The sequence below is a fragment of the Gracilibacillus massiliensis genome (genome assembly GCF_001458115.1).
GTDB lineage: Bacteria > Bacillota > Bacilli > Bacillales > Amphibacillaceae > Gracilibacillus > Gracilibacillus massiliensis.
Window position 1 is genome coordinate 758915 of record NZ_CZRP01000012.1, and the last position, 21248, is coordinate 780162.

The 21248-nt window shown below is 36.9% G+C and carries 17 protein-coding genes; 1 reads left to right on the plus strand and 16 read right to left on the minus strand.

Annotated features, from left to right (window positions below):
- Positions 1-30: 30 nt before the first annotated feature.
- From glnA to BN3107_RS11355, 9 genes are all read right to left on the minus strand, one after another.
- Entirely contained in the window at positions 31-1362 is a 1332-nt protein-coding gene (glnA, locus tag BN3107_RS11315; protein WP_058307733.1) for a type I glutamate--ammonia ligase, read from the minus strand.
- A gap of 24 nt (positions 1363-1386) precedes the next feature.
- Complete coding sequence (locus BN3107_RS11320) at positions 1387-1782, minus strand: MerR family transcriptional regulator (protein WP_148434714.1); 396 nt, start codon at positions 1780-1782, stop codon at positions 1387-1389.
- 241 nt (positions 1783-2023) lie between these two features.
- On the minus strand, positions 2024-3244 hold the full coding sequence (locus BN3107_RS11325; RefSeq protein ID WP_058307735.1) for a methionine gamma-lyase family protein: 1221 nt from the start codon (positions 3242-3244) through the stop codon (positions 2024-2026).
- Positions 3241-4494, minus strand: coding sequence for a GTPase HflX (hflX, locus tag BN3107_RS11330; RefSeq protein WP_316245028.1), 1254 nt, complete (start codon positions 4492-4494; stop codon positions 3241-3243). Before hflX ends, BN3107_RS11325 begins: the two co-directional genes overlap by 4 nt.
- Positions 4495-4585: 91 nt before the next feature.
- Positions 4586-4810 carry an RNA chaperone Hfq gene (gene hfq, locus BN3107_RS11335; protein WP_058307736.1) on the minus strand — a complete coding sequence of 75 codons (225 nt, stop codon included), beginning with the start codon at positions 4808-4810 and terminating at the stop codon, positions 4586-4588.
- 38 nt (positions 4811-4848) lie between these two features.
- Positions 4849-5784, minus strand: a complete 936-nt coding sequence (miaA, locus tag BN3107_RS11340) for a tRNA (adenosine(37)-N6)-dimethylallyltransferase MiaA (protein ID WP_058307737.1) — start codon at positions 5782-5784, stop codon at positions 4849-4851.
- Between the two features lie 71 nt (positions 5785-5855).
- Positions 5856-7685: a DNA mismatch repair endonuclease MutL gene (mutL, locus tag BN3107_RS11345; protein WP_058307738.1), complete on the minus strand. Its 1830-nt coding sequence runs from the start codon at positions 7683-7685 to the stop codon at positions 5856-5858.
- Positions 7686-7691: 6 nt separating this feature from the next.
- Positions 7692-10286, minus strand: a complete 2595-nt coding sequence (gene mutS / locus BN3107_RS11350) for a DNA mismatch repair protein MutS (RefSeq protein ID WP_058307739.1) — start codon at positions 10284-10286, stop codon at positions 7692-7694.
- Between the two features lie 109 nt (positions 10287-10395).
- Complete coding sequence (locus BN3107_RS11355) at positions 10396-10959, minus strand: outer spore coat protein CotE (RefSeq protein ID WP_058307740.1); 564 nt, start codon at positions 10957-10959, stop codon at positions 10396-10398.
- A gap of 877 nt (positions 10960-11836) precedes the next feature.
- Between BN3107_RS11355 and ltrA the strand changes: the two genes are divergently transcribed.
- Positions 11837-13165: a group II intron reverse transcriptase/maturase gene (ltrA, locus tag BN3107_RS11360; protein WP_058307430.1), complete on the plus strand. Its 1329-nt coding sequence runs from the start codon at positions 11837-11839 to the stop codon at positions 13163-13165.
- 626 nt (positions 13166-13791) lie between these two features.
- On the opposite strand, the gene BN3107_RS11365 is transcribed toward ltrA, so the two are convergent.
- The 7 genes from BN3107_RS11365 to recA form a co-directional block, all read right to left on the minus strand.
- Positions 13792-14211 carry a RicAFT regulatory complex protein RicA family protein gene (locus tag BN3107_RS11365; RefSeq protein WP_058307741.1) on the minus strand — a complete coding sequence of 140 codons (420 nt, stop codon included), beginning with the start codon at positions 14209-14211 and terminating at the stop codon, positions 13792-13794.
- Positions 14212-15789 (minus strand): tRNA (N6-isopentenyl adenosine(37)-C2)-methylthiotransferase MiaB, encoded by a 1578-nt coding sequence (gene miaB, locus BN3107_RS11370; protein WP_058307742.1) that lies wholly within the window; start codon positions 15787-15789, stop codon positions 14212-14214.
- A 110-nt stretch (positions 15790-15899) separates the two neighbouring features.
- Positions 15900-16817 (minus strand): dipeptidase, encoded by a 918-nt coding sequence (locus BN3107_RS11375; RefSeq protein ID WP_058307743.1) that lies wholly within the window; start codon positions 16815-16817, stop codon positions 15900-15902.
- 92 nt (positions 16818-16909) lie between these two features.
- Positions 16910-17170, minus strand: coding sequence for a stage V sporulation protein S (locus BN3107_RS11380; protein WP_058307744.1), 261 nt, complete (start codon positions 17168-17170; stop codon positions 16910-16912).
- Between the two features lie 125 nt (positions 17171-17295).
- Positions 17296-18093 (minus strand): TIGR00282 family metallophosphoesterase, encoded by a 798-nt coding sequence (locus BN3107_RS11385; protein WP_058307745.1) that lies wholly within the window; start codon positions 18091-18093, stop codon positions 17296-17298.
- 176 nt (positions 18094-18269) lie between these two features.
- The gene (gene rny, locus BN3107_RS11390) at positions 18270-19832 is read right to left on the minus strand and encodes a ribonuclease Y (protein ID WP_058307746.1); all 1563 of its coding nucleotides are present in this window, start codon (positions 19830-19832) and stop codon (positions 18270-18272) included.
- A gap of 203 nt (positions 19833-20035) precedes the next feature.
- A complete protein-coding gene (gene recA / locus BN3107_RS11395; RefSeq protein ID WP_058307747.1) occupies positions 20036-21076 on the minus strand; it encodes a recombinase RecA in 1041 nt (346 codons plus the stop codon).
- Positions 21077-21248 lie beyond the last annotated feature (172 nt).

A 21248-nucleotide genomic window follows, 5' to 3' on the forward strand; every position in this document is an offset into this window, starting at 1 on the left:
GCACCAAAAAGCGCCAAGGGTTTCCTTTTATTAATAACTAGACATATATTGTTCTCTTTCCCAAGGGTGAACTTGCGTACGGAACATGTCCCATTCGATTTCTTTTGATTCGATGAAGTGTTCAAATAAGTGCTCACCAAGAGCTTCAATGATTGTCTCATCTTTCTTCAACTCATCTAAAGCGTCAGCTAATGTTGCTGGTAAATCTTTTACTCCATTAGCTTCGCGTTCTTCTTTGTCCATAATATAGATGTTACGGTCTACTGCTTCTGGAGCATCAAGATCATTTTCGATACCATCTAAACCAGATGCTAATAATACAGATAATGCTAAGTACGGGTTCGCAGCCGGGTCTACACTACGTACTTCTACACGTGTACTTAAACCACGAGAAGCTGGTACACGGATTAGTGGACTACGGTTCGAACCAGACCATGCTACGTAACAAGGTGCTTCATATCCAGGTACTAGACGCTTGTAAGAGTTTACTGTTGGGTTTGTTACAGCAGTAAATGATAACGCATGTTTGATAATACCTGCAATAAACTTATAAGCAGTTTCACTTAATTCAAGTGGGCCATTCTCATCTAAGAAAGTGTTTGTTTTCCCTTTGAATAATGACATGTTACAGTGCATACCAGAACCGTTCACACCAAATAATGGTTTAGGCATAAATGTAGCATGTAAACCGTGTTTACGAGCAATAGTTTTTACTACAAGTTTAAATGTCTGGATATCATCTGCGTGTTTAACAGCATCTGAATATTTGAAATCAATTTCATGTTGCCCAGGTGCTACCTCATGGTGAGATGCTTCAATTTCAAATCCCATTTCTTCTAATTCAAGTACAATGTCACGACGGCAGTTTTCACCTAAATCTGTAGGTGCAAGGTCAAAATAACCACCTTTATCGTTAAGTTCTAATGAAGGTTCACCTTTCTCATCTAGTTTGAATAAGAAAAATTCAGGCTCAGTACCGATGTTGAATGCTGTAAAGCCAAGATCTTCTGCTCTTTTCAAGTTACGTTTTAAGTTGTAACGAGGGCAACCTTCAAATGGCGTACCATCTGTATTATATATATCACAAATAAAACGTGCTACTTTCCCTTTTTCAGAAGTCCACGGGAATACAACGAATGTATCCAAATCTGGATAAAGCTTCATGTCAGATTCCTCGATACGAACGAAACCTTCGATAGATGAACCATCAAAAACCATTTGATTGTCTAATGCTTTGTCCAATTGACTTAGTGGAATCTCCACATTTTTGATTGTACCAAGTAAATCAGTAAATTGAAGACGAATAAACTTTACATTTTCCTCATTAATTTTTTGCTTAATTTCTTCTTTAGTTAATCCCATTGATTACACTCTCTCCTTTATATTTTAATGGAAGAATCGTGATAATTCTCCCTGTCTTAACGAAGCTTTCCCTAATCTGCCAGCATCTAATAGTTCTTTTTGTAAGATTTTTCTGAGATCCTTCTCAGATATTTCGGATGCTTTTTTGTCTGAAACTTCTTTTTCAGTCTTCGGCAAATCTTTCATAAGCAGAACTTGCTTGATACCTGCTAAGTTCAGGCCTTTTTCAATTAATTCTTTAATTTCTAGTAGACGGTCGACGTCATTAAAAGAAAAAAGTCTTTGATTTCCTTCTGTTCGAGATGGATGTATCAACTGATGCTGTTCATAATATCGGATTTGTCGAGCTGTTAACCCTGTTAATGATTTTACAATTCCGATCGAAAACAAGGGCATGGAACGTCTATCTATATCACCCATTTCTTTCACCCCTTCCATCTGTTTTCTATAACTATATTATACACGGTGTAATTTTTGTGTCAAGAGATGTGAGGTAAGTTAACATGATAAAAATATAGTAAGTCTACAATAATATCTATTCCCCATTTATAGTTAAGCCACACGCGATTATTTTAAAATATGATCTTGCATAAAAATAAAAAAGTAGTTCAAGCTGGAATATATCCAACTACAAACTACTTTTTAATCTTTTCTTATTATATTAAGTTAATTCCTTCGCAGCCTCTATCACAGCTAGTTTGACATGGCTATATGTAAGTCCACCTTGAACATAAGCAATATATGGAGGTCGAATTGGTCCATCGGCTGTTAATTCTAAACTTGCTCCTTGAATAAAGGTTCCTGCTGCCATAATAACGTCATCTTCATAACCTGGCATCGGTGCCGGATATGGCGAAACATGTGAGTTAATTGGTGACTGTCTTTGAATCGCTTGGCAGAAGACTATCATTTTCTCTGCATTTTGAAAAATAACGGATTGTATAAGATCTGTGCGCTTTGCATCATATTTTGGAGAAGTATGGTAGCCTAATTCGGTTAAAAAAGCAGAAGTGAAAACAGCTCCTCTTAAAGCTTCACTTACCACATGTGGGGCTAAAAATAAACCTTGATACATCTCTTGTAACATTCCAATGCTCGCACCAACTTCTTTTCCAATCCCCGGTGCTGTTAAGCGATTGGCCGCCATCTCGATATATTCTTTCTTTCCGACAATATATCCTCCCATCCTAGCGATTCCCCCGCCAGGGTTTTTTATCAGAGAGCCTGCTATTAAATCGGCTCCAATATCCGTTGGCTCAAGCGTTTCGACAAACTCCCCATAACAATTATCAACAAATATAATGGTGTTAGGATCTATCTGTTTGATTTTCTCGATCACTTTTTGCATTTCATCCATTGTAATCGATGGTCGATCATCATAACCTTTTGACCTTTGAATAGCAACCACACGTGTTTTTTCCGAAACGGCATTCGACAGTGCTTCGATATCTATTTTTCCATCTTTCAACTCGATATGACGATAGCTTATACCAAAATCCACTAATGAACCAGGAACATGCTGATCGTCGCCAATCACTTTGTTCAATGTATCATATGGCTTACCCGTAATATATAATAACTCTTGTCCTGGTCTTAGAACACCAAAGAGCGCTGTACTAATCGCATGTGTGCCAGAAGTGATCTGAGGTCTGACAAGTGCATCTTCCGCTCCAAAAATATTTGCATATACGGCCTCCAACTTATCCCTGCCAAAATCATCATAGCCATAGCCTGTTGTTGGATTAAAGTCACTATCACTCACTTGATGGTTACGGAATGCTTTCAATACTTTCTCTTGATTATTCAATTCTATTTGGTGAATGTTTGTAAAAATAGGTTCTATCTTTTTCTCGATTTCCCTAATCAATAACGATTCGTTCATTCTTGATGAAACTCCTTTATCTCTTTCATAATTGCATGGTTCGGGTCTACAAACCCTTCCACACGGTAAGCTAATCTTGATTCTTGATATTCTTCCTTTTCCAATATCGTGTACTGACGTATTTTCGCTAATTTCGTTGACTCATGTTCGGGAACAAATCCAGAAAAGTACGTCCATTGTTGTTTAATCAGTGCTTCTGTTTCGATTTTTACATTTCTAATGTCTTGCTCATCTAAGGCGCTAATAAGTAAATACGGATGGGAACCGGGTACAAAATCAGCATCGTCTATTAAATCTTTCTTGTTATAAACGGTTAACATCGGAATTTGATCTGCATCTAACTCGGATAATAACCGATAAACCGTTTGTTCATGCTCGTCTTTATTTGGTGCCGCTACATCAATTACATGTAGAATAATATCTGCTTCTTTCACTTCTTCTAATGTCGAACGAAATGCGGCAATTAAAGCGGTCGGTAAATCTTGAATAAAACCAACCGTATCTGTCAGCAACACTTCTAAATTAGATGGTAACTTCATTCGTCTTGATAATGGATCAAGGGTGGCAAAAAGTTTATCTTCATAAAGAGAATCGCTTTTTGTTAAACTATTAAATAATGTCGACTTACCAGCATTGGTATAACCTACCACTGCGATTTGAAATAATTGTTGTTTTTTTCGATTGCCACGATACTGATCGCGCTGATTTACCACTTGCTCTAACCGTTTTTTAATATCATCCATCCGTCTTCTAATATGTCGACGATCGCTTTCTAATTTAGTTTCACCAGGACCTCTCGTTCCGATACCGGCACCAAGCCTTGATAAATCAGTTCCCTGGCCGTGTAATCGTGGAAGCATATAGGTGTATTGTGCTAATTCTACTTGAAGCTTCCCTTCTTTCGTTCGCGCTCTTGCAGCAAAAATATCTAATATTAATTGACTGCGATCAATCACACGAACGTCAAGTTGTTCTTGGAGATTTCGGATTTGACCACCAGACAATTCTTCATTTGTAATGACTACTTCTATTTCATGCTCTTCTAATTTCTCTTTAATTTCCTCTAATTTACCTTCACCCACATAAAAAGCACGATGTGGAGTTGGCCGCTTTTGAATTATTGTATCTACTACTTGCCCCTCTGCTGTTTTTGCTAAAGCTTCTAGTTCATTGAGTGAATAGTAGAATTGTTCCTCATTACTTTTATCATGCATGACAGCTACTAATAATACTTTCTCGATATCGATCACCTACTCACTTTTCTACTTATTTTTGACATATCTGTTTATTTTAATGCATAGGAAAAGGCGCTACTTCTTCATAGCGCCTACTATCTGTCATTTATTCCTTATCAATCGTAACATTTTTAGATGGAACAAAAGTAGATATTGCATGTTTGAAAATCAATTGTTGTTTACCATCTGTTTCCAGCATGACCGTGAAGTTATCAAAAGCCTTAATTACACCTCGTAATTGAAAACCATTGGTCAAAAAGATAGTTGATGGAATACGCTCTTTTCGAAGTTGATTAAGGTATTGATCTTGAATATTTACTGATTGAGACATGGTAGATCCTCCTCTATTTTCTCTATACTTAAATTATTCTATCTTTCTTTATAGAATCCTTCTAAATCTGATAAAATAGTTTGAAAAACTTGATCTTTGGTTTCTACTGTAATCGGATACCATTCGACTGGCATTTTGTTTTTAAACCAAGTATATTGACGTTTAGCAAATCTACGAGAATTGCGCTTCAATAGATCTACCACTTCTTCCAAGGACTGTTCCCCTTTTAGATAAGGAATGATTTCTTTATAACCAATTCCTCTCATTGCTTGGGCATTTTCTAATCCTTGTCGATAATAATGGTTTACTTCATCTATTAAACCATTTTCAATCATCTTGTCTACTCTCTCGTTGATACGATCATATAACAATTTACGATCCATTTCTAGTCCTATTATTCGAAAATCATAGTTTGACTCCATTTGTTGTGCTTTTTGGTAATCTGTCATCGTTATTCCAGTACGGTCGTAAACCTCTAATGCTCGTATAACGCGACGATGATTATTTGGATGAATCTTCTCTGCTTGATGTGGGTCAACATTTTTCAACCGCTGATAAACCTTTTCAATACCATTATGTTCGATCTCTTGTTCAATATTTTCTTGATACTGATTAGATCGTTTACTATCTGAAAACTGATAATTGTATAGAACAGATTGAATATATAACCCTGTTCCACCGGCAATTATCGGATGTTTGTCATTAGCCACAATGGATTTAATATGTTGGTTTACCCGTTTTTGAAAATCAGCTACCGAAAAAGATTGGGCAGGATCTAATATGTCAATCATATAATGGGCTATCCCCGACTTTTCCTCATCGGTTACTTTTGCAGTACCAATATCCAATCCCTTATAAACCTGCATCGAATCCCCGCTGATTACTTCACCGTTAAAAGCCTGGGCCAATTCAATAGAAAGTGCAGTTTTTCCTACTGCGGTCGGTCCAACAATCACTACTAATTTCTCTTTCAAGTTATCACTTCCAATGGTGACTTTACATTCTTTGTTACAGTATACATGAATTTAGCCAAACCTTCATCTATTTACATAACTCGCTTGAACATTTTTTCCATTTCATATTTGGTAAATTGTATAATAATCGGTCTACCATGTGGGCAAGTAAAAGGTTCCTGACATTGACGCAAATCATCGAGCAATTGCTGCATATCATCTATATTTAGATAGTGATTCGCTTTGATCGAACGTTTACACGACATTAAAATAGCAGCTTCTTCTCTTAATTTATGAATATTCACTTGCTTATCATGAATCAATTGATCTACCATATCGCGAACGATTTCGGTTTCTTCCCCTCTTGGGAACCAATAAGGATGAGAACGAACGATATAGGCATTTTGGCCAAAGGCTTCCAAAAATAAACCTACCTTCTTAAATTCATCCAAATATTGTTCAATAAGAAGTGCTTCTTGTTGGGTGAATTCAAACGTTAAAGGTACTAATAAGTCTTGAATATGACTTTCCACTTCCCCAATTTTGTCACGGAAAAATTCATATTTAATTCTTTCCTGTGCAGCATGTTGATCAATGATATATAACCCTAGATCATTTTGGGCCAAAATATAGGTTCCGTGATGTTGTCCGATAGGATACATTTTAGGTACGCGATCTTCTTCGACAGCAGTGGTCTCAGATTGGAATGGTACCGATTCTTCCGTCGATTCAGTCTGTTCTTTATCAGATGTTTCTCTGCTTATACTTGTTCCTACAGGCTCTGTTTCCCTAATAAACGCACTATCTTCCAGTTTTTGTTCCATTTCCGTTTTTTGTTTGGCAAAATGTTTTGTTGTTGGTGTTGGTTGATCAAATTCAAATTGCGGTTGATCAGACTTTTCTTTTTTAATGCTTGTTTTGGGACCACTAGGAATTAGTGTCTGCTGGTGTAATGCATCTTTGACCATCTGTTCCACCGCTTGAAATAACTCTTTTTCTTTACTAAACCGAACCTCTAATTTAGTTGGATGAACATTAACATCAATTAAATAAGGATCCATCGATATATTTAATACAACGATCGGTTGCCTGCCAATTGGTAGAAAAGTATGAAAACCATTTGTTATCGCTTTTGCTAATCCAATACTTCTAATAAACCGACCATTTACGATTGTCGTTATATAATTTCTTGAAGAACGATTTACTTCAGGTTTGACAATAAAACCATTAATCTCGTAATCTAATGTTCTTGTTTGAACAGGAATCATTTGTTTCGCTACTGACATACCATAAACAGATGATGCGATTTGCCTTAAATCACCTTTACCAGTAGTTTGAAAAATCCGTTTCTCATTATGTGTTAATTCAAAGCGAATCTCTGGATGAGAAAAAGCCATACGATTAATAATATCGGTGATGTGCCCTAATTCAGTGTGAACAGTTTTCATATATTTCAGTCTTGCCGGAGTATTAAAAAAGATATCTTGAACCGTAATTTCTGTTCCCTTTCGAGCATCACTGCGAGCTTCTTCCTTAATGTGGCCACCTTCGATACTCATTTTAGTTCCAGCTTCTTCTCCTGTTGACGTTTTTAGTTCGAGTCGACTAACTGCAGCGATACTTGCTAAGGCTTCCCCTCTGAAACCTAAAGTACGAACATGAAAGAGGTCATTTTCACTCTGAATTTTACTTGTCGCATGACGTAAAAATGCTTTCTTACATTGGTCATGTGGAATACCAATGCCGTCATCCGTTATTTTTATTTCTTGTAAGCCTGCTTCTTGAATATCAATTTTAATTGATGTACTTTTGGCATCCACACTGTTTTCCACCAATTCTTTTACAACAGATGCCGGACGCTCAACGACCTCACCTGCTGCTATTTTATTAGCTAAATAATCCGGTAGTTCGTTGATTTGCATCTACTTTCACCTCTTTTTTTCTTCCACTTTCTTCTGTAATTGATACAACTCATTCATGGCATCCATCGGGGTCATATCTAACAAATTCCATTTTTTAATCGTGTTAATAATCGCTTGATTTTCGGTACTTTCTTGCTTCTTTGTTGGTTGTTCTTGTGCGAAAAAGGCCATTTGTTCCATCGCCAATGCTTGCTCTTCCTTATTCTTGTCCGTTTGCGGTTTTTCTTTCGTCATACCTTCCAAATCCGATAAAATCACATTCGCTCTATTTATTAATGGATCCGGCAAACCAGCTAATTGTGCAACATGAATACCATAACTCTCATCCGCTGCCCCGTCGTGAATTTGATGAAGAAAAACGACTTTTCCTTCAATCTCTTCTGCCCGTACATGGATATTCTTCAGAGCGGGCAAATGATCATCAAGACTTGTTAGTTCATGATAATGTGTTGAAAATAGTGTTTTTGCCTTGATATGGTCATGAATATATTCAATGATCGCCTGAGCTAAGGCCATACCGTCATACGTGCTGGTACCACGGCCAATTTCGTCTAATAAAATTAAACTATCTTTGGTCGCATGCTGAATCGCATGATTTGCTTCTAACATTTCGACCATAAACGTACTTTGACCAGATACAAGATCGTCGGCCGCACCAATACGAGTAAAAATTTGATCAACAATAGCTATTTTTGCTTTTTTAGCTGGTACAAAGCATCCAACTTGGGCCATGATAACTGTTAAGGCTAATTGACGCATATACGTACTTTTACCAGACATATTGGGCCCGGTTATTAATAATAAATGCTTATCTTCTGACAAATCGATCGTATTTGGGACAAATTCATCCTTCATAACCTTTTCTACTACTGGATGACGACTTTCTTCTAAATAGACATGATCATCGGTGGTAAAGGTTGGTTTGACATAATTATTTTCTTCACTTACGGTCGCAAAGCTCTGTAACACATCAATCTCACTGATAACGTCAGCTAAGCGTTGCAAACTTGGAATGAAATCTTTTACCTTTTCCCTAATTTCTAAGAAGAGCTGATATTCTAAATCAACACTTTTTTCCTCTGCTTCCAATATCAATGTTTCTTTTTCCTTCAGTTCGTCTGTAATGAATCGTTCTGCATTAGTTAAGGTCTGTTTCCTTTGGTAACGCCCTTCTGGGATTAATGGCAGGTTTGGTCTCGTTACTTCAATGTAATAACCAAATACTCGATTAAATCCTATTTTTAATGATTTAATATTTGTTTCTGCTTTTTCCTTTTGCTCTAATTCTGCAATCCAATCCTTACCATTTGTTGATGCATGACGGTATTCATCTAATGATTTGTTATAACCATCTTTTAAAATTTTGCCATCCATGATCGAAATAGGTGGATCTTCCGCAATTGCTTTTTCCAACAAATCAAACAATTGCGGTAAACCATTGATACCATCCGCTAACTCTTTTACTGCTTCACTATCAAATTGTTTCAATTGCTCTTTAATATACGGCACTTTCGCTAACGAGCGTTTTAATTGGATCAAGTCACGTGCATTCACATTACCGAATGACACCCTACCAGATAATCGTTCCATATCATAAATCGATTGCAGCGCTTCTCTAATTTCTTCACGTTCAAAAAATTGATCATAAAATCCTGTAACAAGATCAAGACGTTTCTCAATTAAGGATTGAGTCAATAATGGGCGCTCTAACCATTTCTTTAATTTCCGAGCACCCATTGCCGTTACGGTGCGATCAATTACCCATAAGAGACTTCCAAACTTTTCTTTCCTCATTAAAGAAGCAGTTATTTCTAAATTTCGTTTGGAATACATATCTAATGTCATATATTCTTCTAATTCGATAACTTGTGCTTTTTTTAAGTGTTCAATCGCACGTTTCTGAGTATGAAATAAATAATTATAAAGTACAAGACAGGTCTGTTTTAAAGATGTGTCTTCCACATTGTCAACTAATAATTTCATATCTTCTGGTAGCTTGATCTCTTTTGCATAGGAAACCGTTAATTGCATTTTGTCGGTCAGTTCGCTAATGTTATCGACTGAAAGACTTTGCTCCACAACAATTTCTTTAATAGGCCGATTGTATAATTCACTTAATACCGCATCCCATCCCCGTTTGATCTCCATAACAAACGTTTCACCAGTCGACATATCGGTGTAGGCAAACGCGAATTGATGTTCTGCTGTTTGTGTTACCGCTGCTAAATAATTATTTTCTTTATCATCAAGCATATTCCCTTCCATTACGGTTCCAGGTGTGATCAACTGAACGACTTCTCTTTTGACAACCCCTTTAGCAACTTTAGGGTCTTCCACCTGCTCGCAAATGGCTACCTTATACCCTTTTTCAATTAACGCTTTTATGTAATTTTCCGCTGAATGGTAAGGAACACCACACATCGGTATTCGATCTTCACCTCCACCATCCCGACTTGTTAGTGTTATTTCAAGTTCAAGGGCAGCTTTTTTAGCATCCTCAAAAAACATTTCATAAAAATCTCCTAAACGGAAAAATAAAAAGCAGTCTTGATAATCTGCTTTGATTTTCAAATATTGCTGTATCATTGGCGTAAAACCCATTATAGTATCCCCCAACATCCTATCATTCTTGTCATATTATAGCACAGAACTGCTTTATAGATAAATACTATAAAAAAATACAGTGTGAGCTTTCCCCACACTGTAGGTATTATTCTTCTTCTACGTCATCAAGGAAATCTGGATCGATTTCATCTAGTTCATCGTCTGATATTGCTAGGTCCCAATCTTCATCATCGTATACTTTTCCTTCAGGATCTACTTTGACACAGATTTTAGTTTCACCAATTACTTCAACTAAAAATTCTCGTTCAACATCTACTTTAATTTTGTTACCTTTTGTTTCAATACTGCATTCTAAACAATTTGGCTGTTGAATTACTTTTGCAAGAACTTCGCACTCATCACCAATGTGTTGTTTATCACGAATGGATAATGGTACATAATCACAATATTCGACGCGCTCTGTTACTACTTCTGTTTTTGTGTTGTCATTATATGCATACCAAACATTTACATCATAGTGACCACGAATTTCTACTGTTTCTTTTTTTACTAATTTTGCGTGATAGTTATGATTGATGATCCAACAACCTAATATACTTGATGGACGATGTGATGGTGTAATGGTGTTCGTTTCTTGCTTAAACTTTCTACCCTTGCCAATGACCGCTTTTGTTATAATTTCTCGGTATTGTTGGTCTAGAAAAGACATGGAATTATAACCTCCCTCTTATTTCAATTCCATCATATGCGAGATATTCGTCTATAGTGCCTTTATTCTTTTAAGAATAAGTTGACCATAGATCCTACTCCATCCTATGCAGATGCCTAGAAAAGTGTACTTGATTCCAAGGCTAATGATATTGTTTAATATCCAAAAACCACACAAACGTTCAAATATGAGATTATAATTTAAAAAGAGAAGAATTATGTGAGATAACCCTGGTGGTAATTATGAGATTATATATGTGCGTGAAAACCGCTTTGGCTTGCCCACTTCCCTTTTACCACGGGCACAAGTGCAACATCTACTCAAGCAAGCTTTCGTAGTGTTTTCTATGCAGTGGGGTTTTCCCTTCAGGTGCGGCCGAGCATAGGTCGTAACATATAGCGGGTGGGATTCCCGCCAAGTAAGAACTAGCCAATCACTTGTAGCGAGTCTTGGAGGGCAAGTGGTAACACATTGCCTTTAAGCGTAGACAGTTAGGTAACGGGCCGGAAAGCCCTAGTGGCTGAGGGATAGAGCTCTGAAATAAAACCAAAGCTGAGAAGGTCGATGTGTTCTGAGGCATAGAAGGCAACAATAGGATTCTCGTTAAAGGCGAGAGAATGCTATCTTCTCCGGAGTCGAAGACCCTGGCACGTTACACATTGATATGTTGCGGTAACTCGGGAGGTCCTTTAGGTCTTTCGGATAAAGAAAGTAATGACGAACAAGCGATAATAAAGTGAGGGCTGTCAAATGCCTAAAGGAAGTCGGATAACGGCGTAGTACTGATGAAGTTGGGTAATGCCGATGGAGGAAAGGCCGTTACCTGTCATCACCCTTGATAGAGAAACATAATCCATACCCAGAGGTGGAACGTATTATGGAAACGAAACTTAATAGGATAACAGAATTAGCAAAATCGGATAAGAACCTTGTCTTTAATTCTCTCGTACATTTACTAAATGAAAGTAACTTGAAACAGTGCCATTACCAATTACCGAAAGGTAAAGCAACCGGTGTGAATGGCACTACCAAAGAAATGTACGAAGCGAATTTAGACCAAAACATCAAAGGCCTAGTGAAACGAATGAAGAGAAAGGCTTATCGACCGATTCCGGTCAAGCGTTCTTACATTGACAAGCCGGGTTCCAACAAGAAACGGCCACTAGGTATCCCCGAACATGAAGATAAGATCGTTCAAATGGGTATTACGAAGATTTTGAATGCCATTTATGAAAATGATTTTCTCGATTGTTCCTTCGGTTTTCGTCCGAATAGAAACTGCCATGATGCATTAAAGATTTTAAATGTATACATGGAACAACGGAAAACCAATTATATAGTAGATGCGGATATCAAAGGATTCTTTGATCATGTGAGTCATGATTGGATGATGAAGTTTCTTCGCCATCGTATCAATGACCCCAACTTACTTCGTATTATCGCTCGATTTCTAAAAGGTGGTTATATGGAAGAGGGGAAATTTATCGATACAGACCGGGGAACCCCGCAAGGGGGTATCATTTCTCCGGTTCTAGCGAATATCTATCTTCATTATGTGTTGGATCTATGGTTTGAGAAAGCAGTAAAGAAACAATGTAAGGGTCAAGCCTACATGGTTCGCTATGCGGATGACTTTGTGTGTTGTTTCCAATACAAAGAAGATGCCAACCGATTCTACACGAATCTGATTCAAAGGTTACGTAAGTTTCATCTAGAAATTGCAGAGGATAAAACGAAGATTATCTCGTTTGGTCCTTATGCCTGGAAAGATGCAAAGCGTGACGGAAAGAAGAAACCATCTACGTTCGATTTTCTTGGCTTTACGCACTATTGTAGTAAAAGCAAGAAAGGTAATTACCGTGTAAAACGGAAAAGTAGTAAGAAGAAAGTCCGGGCCAAGATTAAACAACATAAAGCTTGGTTAAAAGCAAATCGAACGAGGGATATTCAAGACATCATGCGCCGAATCCAACAATCGCTAGTGGGCTACTATAATTATTATTGTATCACGGATAATGCTCACGAAGTCCACTATTTTCTGCGTTGTATAAAAAATTTACTATTTAAATGGATGAATCGAAGGAGTCAACGAAAATCCTTCAGTTGGGAGAAGTTTGAATTATTTTTGGTGAAATATCCATTACCAAATCCGAGAACGAAAACGAACATATATGACTTGAGACGGCATATATCGTATATTCTGTGAAAGGTGATAGGAAGAGCCGTGTGCGTGAATAGCGCACGCACGGTTCTGTGAGGAGTGAGGAATACTTTAAGTAATCAAGTATTCCCGCTTACTCGACCTAACTTTTCCAAGCAAAAACCGCATGAAAAAGTGGATCTTCAGGGAAAACAATCCCACAGGAGTGGAAGTGGCCGCCTACGCTTAGTGGCACTCTACAACTATAGCAAATGCTTATATTTTGGATGGTTACACTTAGATAATAAATCAGCTTATATTGCTAACATTGATAAGTAATCTAATGATGAATTGATGGAAAATAGTGAATAGGCCGACATGATTATTCTCGCTTGAGTTGTAGAACATTAAAAAGCGCAGGCGTCCGCTTCCACTCCTGCGGGAAGTATTTATCCGAAGATCCACTTTTTAAGCGTACTTTGCTTAAAAAGTTAGCTGAGGAGAAATACCCGCGGAAAGGGAAGCGGACAAGCCGGAGCGATTGCAAAGCACATATAATATCTCATAATTACCACTACAATAGTGTCGCATAATCCTGTTTTTATTCACCAACAGGCTTTATGCTTTTTTCACAATGATTTCCTAACATATAAAAAACCACGATCAACTAGTTAGTTGATCGTGGTTTTTTGTTAGCAGTGGCTTTTTCCTTTTTTCGAGCCTGTTTCTCCTGATAATACATCGCCATCGGTTGAACGAATCACTTCATTGGTAATCTCTCTGGCTATTGTATTGGTAACTAGCTGCAAGATATCATTAATTACAACTTGTGATTCTTTAAACTCTTGAACGACTGGAATTTCATCGATTTCTGCTTGTAATCGATCAATTTCAGCTTCGACACGTTTTAGTGCCTCCTGTTTACCATAAGCTTGGAAGTTCACAGCCTGCTTTTGTAGTGCTTTGATTTTTTTAATGGAACTTTGAATCTTATTATTTTCATTTAATTTTGCTTCTAAGTGTTTAAAGCGATCAATTTCTTCAATGTTAGCCATCTTATTAGCCAAATTATGCGCTTCTTCAATCACTTCTGCTCTTGTATATTTTGCCATTTAATTCACCTCAACTGCTGATTCGACCATTTCGCCGTCTAATGTCCATGTTTTTGTATTTACGATTTTTACTTCTACAATTTCACCAATGATAGACTTTGGTCCTCTAAAATTCACCAATTTGTTACGCTCTGTATAGCCAGATAATACCTCGGGATCTTTTTTACTTTCACCTTCAACAAGCACCTTAACCGTTTGTCCCAAGTATTGTTCCATTGCTTCTGCTGATTGCTTATTAACTAATGCATTTAAACGTTGAAGTCGTTCTTTTTTGACTTCCATTGGAATATTATCTTCCCAACGTGCAGATGGTGTACCTTCTCTTGGTGAATAAATAAACGTATAAGCACTTTCGAAACCAACTTCTTCCATAAGCGTCATCGTTTCTTCAAACTGTTCATCGGTTTCATTCGGGAATCCTACGATGATATCGGTTGTTAAAGTGGCATTCGGCATTGCTTTTTTAATTTTTCTAACTAATTCGAGGTACTGTTCTCTCGTATACCTTCGTGCCATTACACGTAAAACATCTGAACTTCCAGACTGTACTGGTAAATGAATATGATCTAACAAATTTCCACCTTGTGCTAATACTTCAATTAAACGATCATCAAAATCCCTTGGATGGGATGTAGTAAAGCGGACACGCGGAATATCTATTTTACTCATTTCTTCCATTAAGTCTCCAAGTCCATATTCGAATTCCAAATCTTTTCCATATGCATTCACATTCTGACCTAATAGTGTAATTTCTTTATACCCTTGTGCTGCTAAATGGCGAACTTCTTGGATGATATCCTCCGGCATACGACTTCGTTCTTTACCTCTTGTATATGGAACAATACAGTACGTACAGAACTTATCACAGCCATACATGATATTTACCCATGCCTTAATTTTTCCTTTACGGACTTTCGGAAGGTTTTCTATAATATCCCCTTCTTTAGACCATACTTCTACCACCATTTCTTTTCCAAACATTGCTTCATTAATCAACTGTGGTAAACGGTGGATATTGTGTGTACCGAAAATTAAATCAATAAATGGATGTTTTTTAAGGATACGATTGACAACAGATTCTTCCTGTGACATACAACCACAAACACCTAAAATCACATCCGGATTTTCTAATTTAAGTGGCTTTAAATGACCAATTTCACCAAATACTTTATTTTCCGCGTTTTCACGGATTGCACACGTATTTAATAAAATGATGTCTGCCTCTTTGGTTTCTTCTGTTGGGGTATAACCCATGTTAGTGAGAATACCTGCCATTACCTCGGTATCATGTTCATTCATTTGACAACCATAGGTACGGATGAGGAACTTCTTCCCTTTTCCTATTGCTTTCATTTCTAATGGTATATCGAAATCATAATGAACATCGACATCTTTTTTCAAACGTTTTTTCGCTTTTCTCATATTAGGTGGTTCATATGTTGTTTGAAAATATTTAGAAATCAAATCATCACTAGACATGTTCTTTAATCGGTCCAAATTATCATTCGTATCGGATTTTACGTCCGCTGAATTCTTTTGGTTGATTTGTTGAGCTTCTAGTCGTTGTTTTTCATTCATTTTGTTTAACTCCTTTCTTACCTCTAATCCATCTTAAAAGATAAAACTACTTCATCTATTATAGGGGATAACCCCTTGAAATACAAAGCGTATTTATCGGTTTTTATTATTTATCCTGGAAAATGTCTGATAAAGTTCAAATAACTTACTTTTTGGCATTGTTCCTTAGAGAAACTTTGTTGAATGGCTAATTCCAGTGAGCGATAATCAGCAATAGAGCTTAAATGCTCGATAAATTGATCTGTTCCATCAAAATCAGAGCCAAAAACGATATGGTTTTCTGCGCCTATATGTAAAAAGTGCACCATATGATAGAGTAAATCTTTAATAGTAGCCTTTTCTTTGCTTACCACAAAATTTTTCACAAATGTTAAACCTATTAATCCATTCTTGTCAATGACTCTCTGTATATGATGATCATTCAAGTTTCTTTCATGATCACAGATGGATCGACTGTTAGCATGTGAGACAATGACATGATCTGCTAACTTAATAGCGTCTTTGAAGCCCTGTGAGGAAATATGAGCTAAATCAATCCACACTTTTTCTTGATTTGCTAGTTGAATTACTTCTTTGCCAAAATCAGTTAGTCCAGCAGCTCTTGATTCCCCTAAACCATCTACGGCCAAATTAGCTGTGTTCCAAGACATGCCAATCATCTTCACTCCTAGTCGAATGAGTAACCTTAGTTTAAAAAGATCATATCCGATACAATCTAGTCCTTCTAAGGTAAGCATTGCGCCTTTTTCATCATCTTTTAATCGTTCTATGTCTTCCTTTTGTTTGATCCATTTTATATCCGGATTAGGTTTAATAATTTTTTCAAAGAATAGATCGATCATTTCAAGAGCGACAATGAATTTTGACTCCGTTGGGATATGTTCAGGTACATAAATAGCAAAACATTGAACTTTTACTGGACTGTTTAGCCATTTAGGTAGATTCACATCTAATACAAGATCATCTGTAAAATCTACTTTATGCAACCACATTTTTAATAATGCATCACAATGGCAATCAATGATCATCCGTTTCACTCCCAAAGCTAGATTGCATTCTATTTTTAATACACACAAAAACCTGTTTGTTTATAAAACAAACAGGTTACATAAAATTCATATTATCTTGGTTCCACAATTAACTTGATTGCAGTACGCTCTTCATTATCAATCATAATATCAGTAAAAGCTGGAATACAAATGAGATCCACTCCACTTGGAGCAACAAAACCACGTGCGATCGCAACTGCCTTCACTGATTGATTAAGTGCACCAGCACCTATCGCTTGGATTTCCGCTGAACCACGTTCTCGTAATACATTTGCAAGTGCGCCTGCTACAGAATTCGGGTTTGATTTTGCTGAAACTTTTAATATGTCCATCCCTGGTACCTCCTTCAAATGCTATTGTTATCCCACTTTAACTATATTCATGATAATGAAAGATATTCCTTTTAATTATGAAGGATAAAATCGAAAATTTCAAATAAATCGATAGCAATATTTGGTTATGAGAAAAATGGATGATCATCATTTATTTGGATTCGTTCCATCTTTGTTGCTTTACCAGTAGTTGCATCTACGTCAATAATTACGCCACTTAGTTGATTTCGACCTGTTTTTGGAACTTCAAAACGAACGGGTAGTCCGGTCAAAAACTTCTTAATCACTGCATCACGTTCCATACCTAAAATACCGTCATATGGACCTGTCATGCCGACATCAGATATATAGGCAGTCCCATTAGGTAAGATGCGATTATCTGCTGTTTGAACGTGGGTATGGGTTCCTACAACAACACTTGCTTTCCCATCAGTGTACCAACCAAAAGCTTGTTTCTCACTTGTTGCTTCTGCATGAAAGTCAACAAAGATGATGTTCGTACGCTTCTTGGCTTTTTCTATTAATTCATCTAGCTTGCGAAAAGGGTCATCAACAGGCTGCATAAAGGTTCTTCCTAATAGATTTATTACAGCGATTTCTTTTCCATTTGATTTAATATAAACTATCTCTTTTCCAGGTGTATCCGGTGGTAAATTACCGGGACGCACCATATATGTCGCATCCTCAATAAAGTTGAAGATTTCACGCTTATCCCAGGTATGGTTTCCCATTGTTATTGCCTGTGCTCCCCATTCTAATAAACTTTTATAAATTTTTTCGGTAATACCTTTTCCTGCTGCTGCATTCTCACCATTTATAATGGTTACATGTGGCTGATATTTCGATTTAAGTTTCGGTAAGTACTCTTGTACCATATCTCTGCCAGGTGAACCGACAACATCACCTATAAATAATATCTTCATGAACGACTACCTTTCTTTTTTAGTATCCATAGTTTTGCATACTATATTGTAAAAGTCAAAATATCTCAGAGTTAAAGCTGTATGTAAAATAATGAGGAAACTCACCTTACGCATAAAAATCCAAACGATATCGAAATCTACTCGAAGTATCGTTTGGATTTTATTGATTACAGTCTCTATTTTGCGTATTCCACAGAACGAGTTTCGCGAATTACCGTGACTTTTATGTGTCCTGGATAATCCAACTCATCTTCAATTCGTTTTCGGATATCTCTTGCAATTTTTGTAGATTCAGCATCATCGATTTCATCTGGTTTGACAATGATTCGAACTTCTCTACCAGCTTGAATAGCAAATGATTTCTCTACTCCTGCATAAGATTCTGAAATTTCTTCTAACTTTTCTAAACGTTTAATATAATTTTCTAACGTTTCACTACGTGCACCAGGTCGTGCTGCTGATAATGCATCAGCTGCTGCTACGATCACTGCAATCACAGAAGTTGCTTCCTCATCACCATGGTGTGAAGCAATTGAATTAATCACAACTTCATTTTCTTTGTACTTCGTTGCTAGTTCCTTACCAATTTCAACGTGACTACCTTCTACTTCATGGTCAATAGCTTTACCAATGTCATGTAATAAACCAGCACGTCTAGCAAGTGTTTGATCTTCTCCGAGCTCAGCAGCTAATAGACCGGATAAATAAGCTACTTCTGTAGAGTGTTTTAGCACATTTTGTCCATAGCTTGTACGATATTTTAATCGACCTAAAATTTTAACTAAATCAGGATGAAGACCATGTACTCCTATTTCAAATGTTGTCTGCTCTCCAAAATCACGAATATATTCATCGACCTCACGTCTTGATTTATCCACCATTTCTTCAATTCTTGCTGGGTGAATACGACCGTCTTGCACTAGTTTTTCTAATGCAATTCGAGCAATTTCCCGACGAATTGGGTCAAAACCAGATAAGATAACTGCTTCTGGTGTATCATCAATAATTAGATCAATACCTGTAAGTGTTTCTAAAGTCCGAATATTTCGACCTTCACGACCGATTATTCGACCTTTCATCTCATCATTCGGAAGATTGACAACGGAAACAGTAGTTTCAGCAACATGATCTGCAGCACATCGTTGAAGAGCGAGAGATAAAATGTTTTTCGCCTTTTTATCTGCTTCTTCTTTCGCACGATTTTCTGCTTCTTTTATGATCATAGCTGATTCATGCGTAACTTCTTCTTCCACTCGTTGCAAAATAATTTGTTTTGCTTGATCAGTGGTATATCCTGAAATCCGTTCTAATTCTGCTTGTTGCTCGCTTAGCATTGCTCCAACTTTGCTTTCCATTTCTTCAATTTGTTGTTGTTTTTCTGTAAGCGAACTTTCTTTCTTTTCTAGCAGTAGCTCACGCTTATCTAAAGTTTGATCCTTACGATTTAGATTTTCTTCCTTCTGCATGAGACGACTTTCAAGCTTTTGAATTTCTGCACGACGTTCTCTTAGCTCTTCATCAGCTTGTTGACGAATTTTATGGTTTTCGTCTTTTGCTTCTAACAATGCTTCTTTTTTGGCCACCTCTGCGTTCTTATGACCTTCTTCCACAATTTGTTTCGCTAACTCTTCAGCACTAGAGATTTTCTTCTCCGCTAATTTCTTTCGAATCAGATAACCAACAACAATACCGATAATTGTAAGCAAAATGGAGATGACAATAAATCCTAGATATTCCACACCTTCACCTCCTCTTGCTATAAACTTGTACAACTTTTTTAAGTCGGCATGTACAATGAATACTCTTTAATAAATTTTAATGTATAATATTTTTAAATTATACATGTTAATTTTAATCTTCTATCACTAGGATGTCAAGGAATGTAAAGGATATCTCTATATAATATTAAAGCTCCGCAACCATTGGCTACGGAGCTTTATTCTTATTCATCAAGTAAAGTTTGAGGTGTTTCTTCATTTCCTTCTTTTTCTTCTACTTCATCCAATTCATAATGAGCTCGTATTGCACGGTGAATCTCTTCTTGGATTTCAGGATTTTCTTTCAGGAATTGTTTTGCATTTTCCCTACCTTGTCCAAGTCTCTCATCATTGTAGGAGTACCATGCACCACTTTTGAGAACTATATCTAAGTCAGAACCAATATCTAGAAGTTCTCCCTGTCTTGAGATACCTTCTCCATACATGATATCTACTTCAGCTTGTTTAAACGGCGGTGCTACTTTGTTTTTTACAACTTTAATACGGGTTTTGTTACCGACCATATCATTACCAATTTTTAAGGTTTCAGCACGTCTAACCTCTAAACGGACAGAAGAATAGAATTTAAGTGCTCTACCACCTGGAGTTGTTTCAGGGTTTCCGAACATGACACCGACTTTTTCTCTAATCTGGTTAATAAATATCGCGGTAGTTTTAGATTTATTAATAGCACCTGATAGTTTACGCAATGCTTGTGACATTAGTCGTGCTTGAAGACCGACATGGGCATCACCCATTTCACCTTCAATTTCGGCTTTCGGTACTAACGCTGCAACAGAGTCAATAACAACTATGTCAACCGCACCACTACGAACTAATGCTTCAGCAATCTCTAATGCTTGTTCCCCTGTATCGGGTTGAGATAATAATAATTCATCTACATCAACACCTAATTTTCTCGCATATATCGGATCTAGTGCATGTTCTGCATCAATAAAGGCTGCTTGTCCACCTGCTCGTTGCGCTTCTGCAATAGCATGAAGCGATACCGTTGTTTTACCTGAAGATTCCGGACCATATATTTCAACAACTCTTCCTCGTGGATATCCACCAACACCTAACGCCACATCAACTGCGATTGATCCACTGGAAACAGTAGCAATTTTCTGTTCTGCTTGTTCCCCCATTTTCATAATGGAACCTTTACCGAACTGCTTTTCAATTTGTTTTAATGCCATATCTAAGGCCTGTTTTCTATCACTCACATATATTCCTCCTTCATATTCCTATTACTATCTTACAACCTTTTTACGTGTTTCACAAGTAAAAAATCGAATAAATGTTCCCTTTTTTTCATGAGAATTCCTTATAAAAGATGAAATCCTAATAAGGAAAGCACTTTTTCATATGATTCTCTCATGAAAAAATGCTTTTTTA

Bases quoted from the DNA above. Each gene is read 5' to 3' on its own strand.
- glnA (WP_058307733.1), bottom strand. From the start codon at position 1,362: ATGGGATTAACTAAAGAAGAAATTAAGCAAAAAATTAATGAGGAAAAT.
- BN3107_RS11320 (WP_148434714.1), bottom strand. From the start codon at position 1,782: ATGGGTGATATAGATAGACGTTCCATGCCCTTGTTTTCGATCGGAATT.
- BN3107_RS11325 (WP_058307735.1), bottom strand. From the start codon at position 3,244: ATGAACGAATCGTTATTGATTAGGGAAATCGAGAAAAAGATAGAACCT.
- hfq (WP_058307736.1), bottom strand. From the start codon at position 4,810: ATGTCTCAATCAGTAAATATTCAAGATCAATACCTTAATCAACTTCGA.
- mutL (WP_058307738.1), bottom strand. From the start codon at position 7,685: ATGCAAATCAACGAACTACCGGATTATTTAGCTAATAAAATAGCAGCA.
- mutS (WP_058307739.1), bottom strand. From the start codon at position 10,286: ATGGGTTTTACGCCAATGATACAGCAATATTTGAAAATCAAAGCAGAT.
- BN3107_RS11355 (WP_058307740.1), bottom strand. From the start codon at position 10,959: ATGTCTTTTCTAGACCAACAATACCGAGAAATTATAACAAAAGCGGTC.
- ltrA (WP_058307430.1), top strand. From the start codon at position 11,837: ATGGAAACGAAACTTAATAGGATAACAGAATTAGCAAAATCGGATAAG.
- BN3107_RS11365 (WP_058307741.1), bottom strand. From the start codon at position 14,211: ATGGCAAAATATACAAGAGCAGAAGTGATTGAAGAAGCGCATAATTTG.
- miaB (WP_058307742.1), bottom strand. From the start codon at position 15,789: ATGAATGAAAAACAACGACTAGAAGCTCAACAAATCAACCAAAAGAAT.
- BN3107_RS11375 (WP_058307743.1), bottom strand. From the start codon at position 16,817: ATGATCATTGATTGCCATTGTGATGCATTATTAAAAATGTGGTTGCAT.
- BN3107_RS11380 (WP_058307744.1), bottom strand. From the start codon at position 17,170: ATGGACATATTAAAAGTTTCAGCAAAATCAAACCCGAATTCTGTAGCA.
- BN3107_RS11385 (WP_058307745.1), bottom strand. From the start codon at position 18,093: ATGAAGATATTATTTATAGGTGATGTTGTCGGTTCACCTGGCAGAGAT.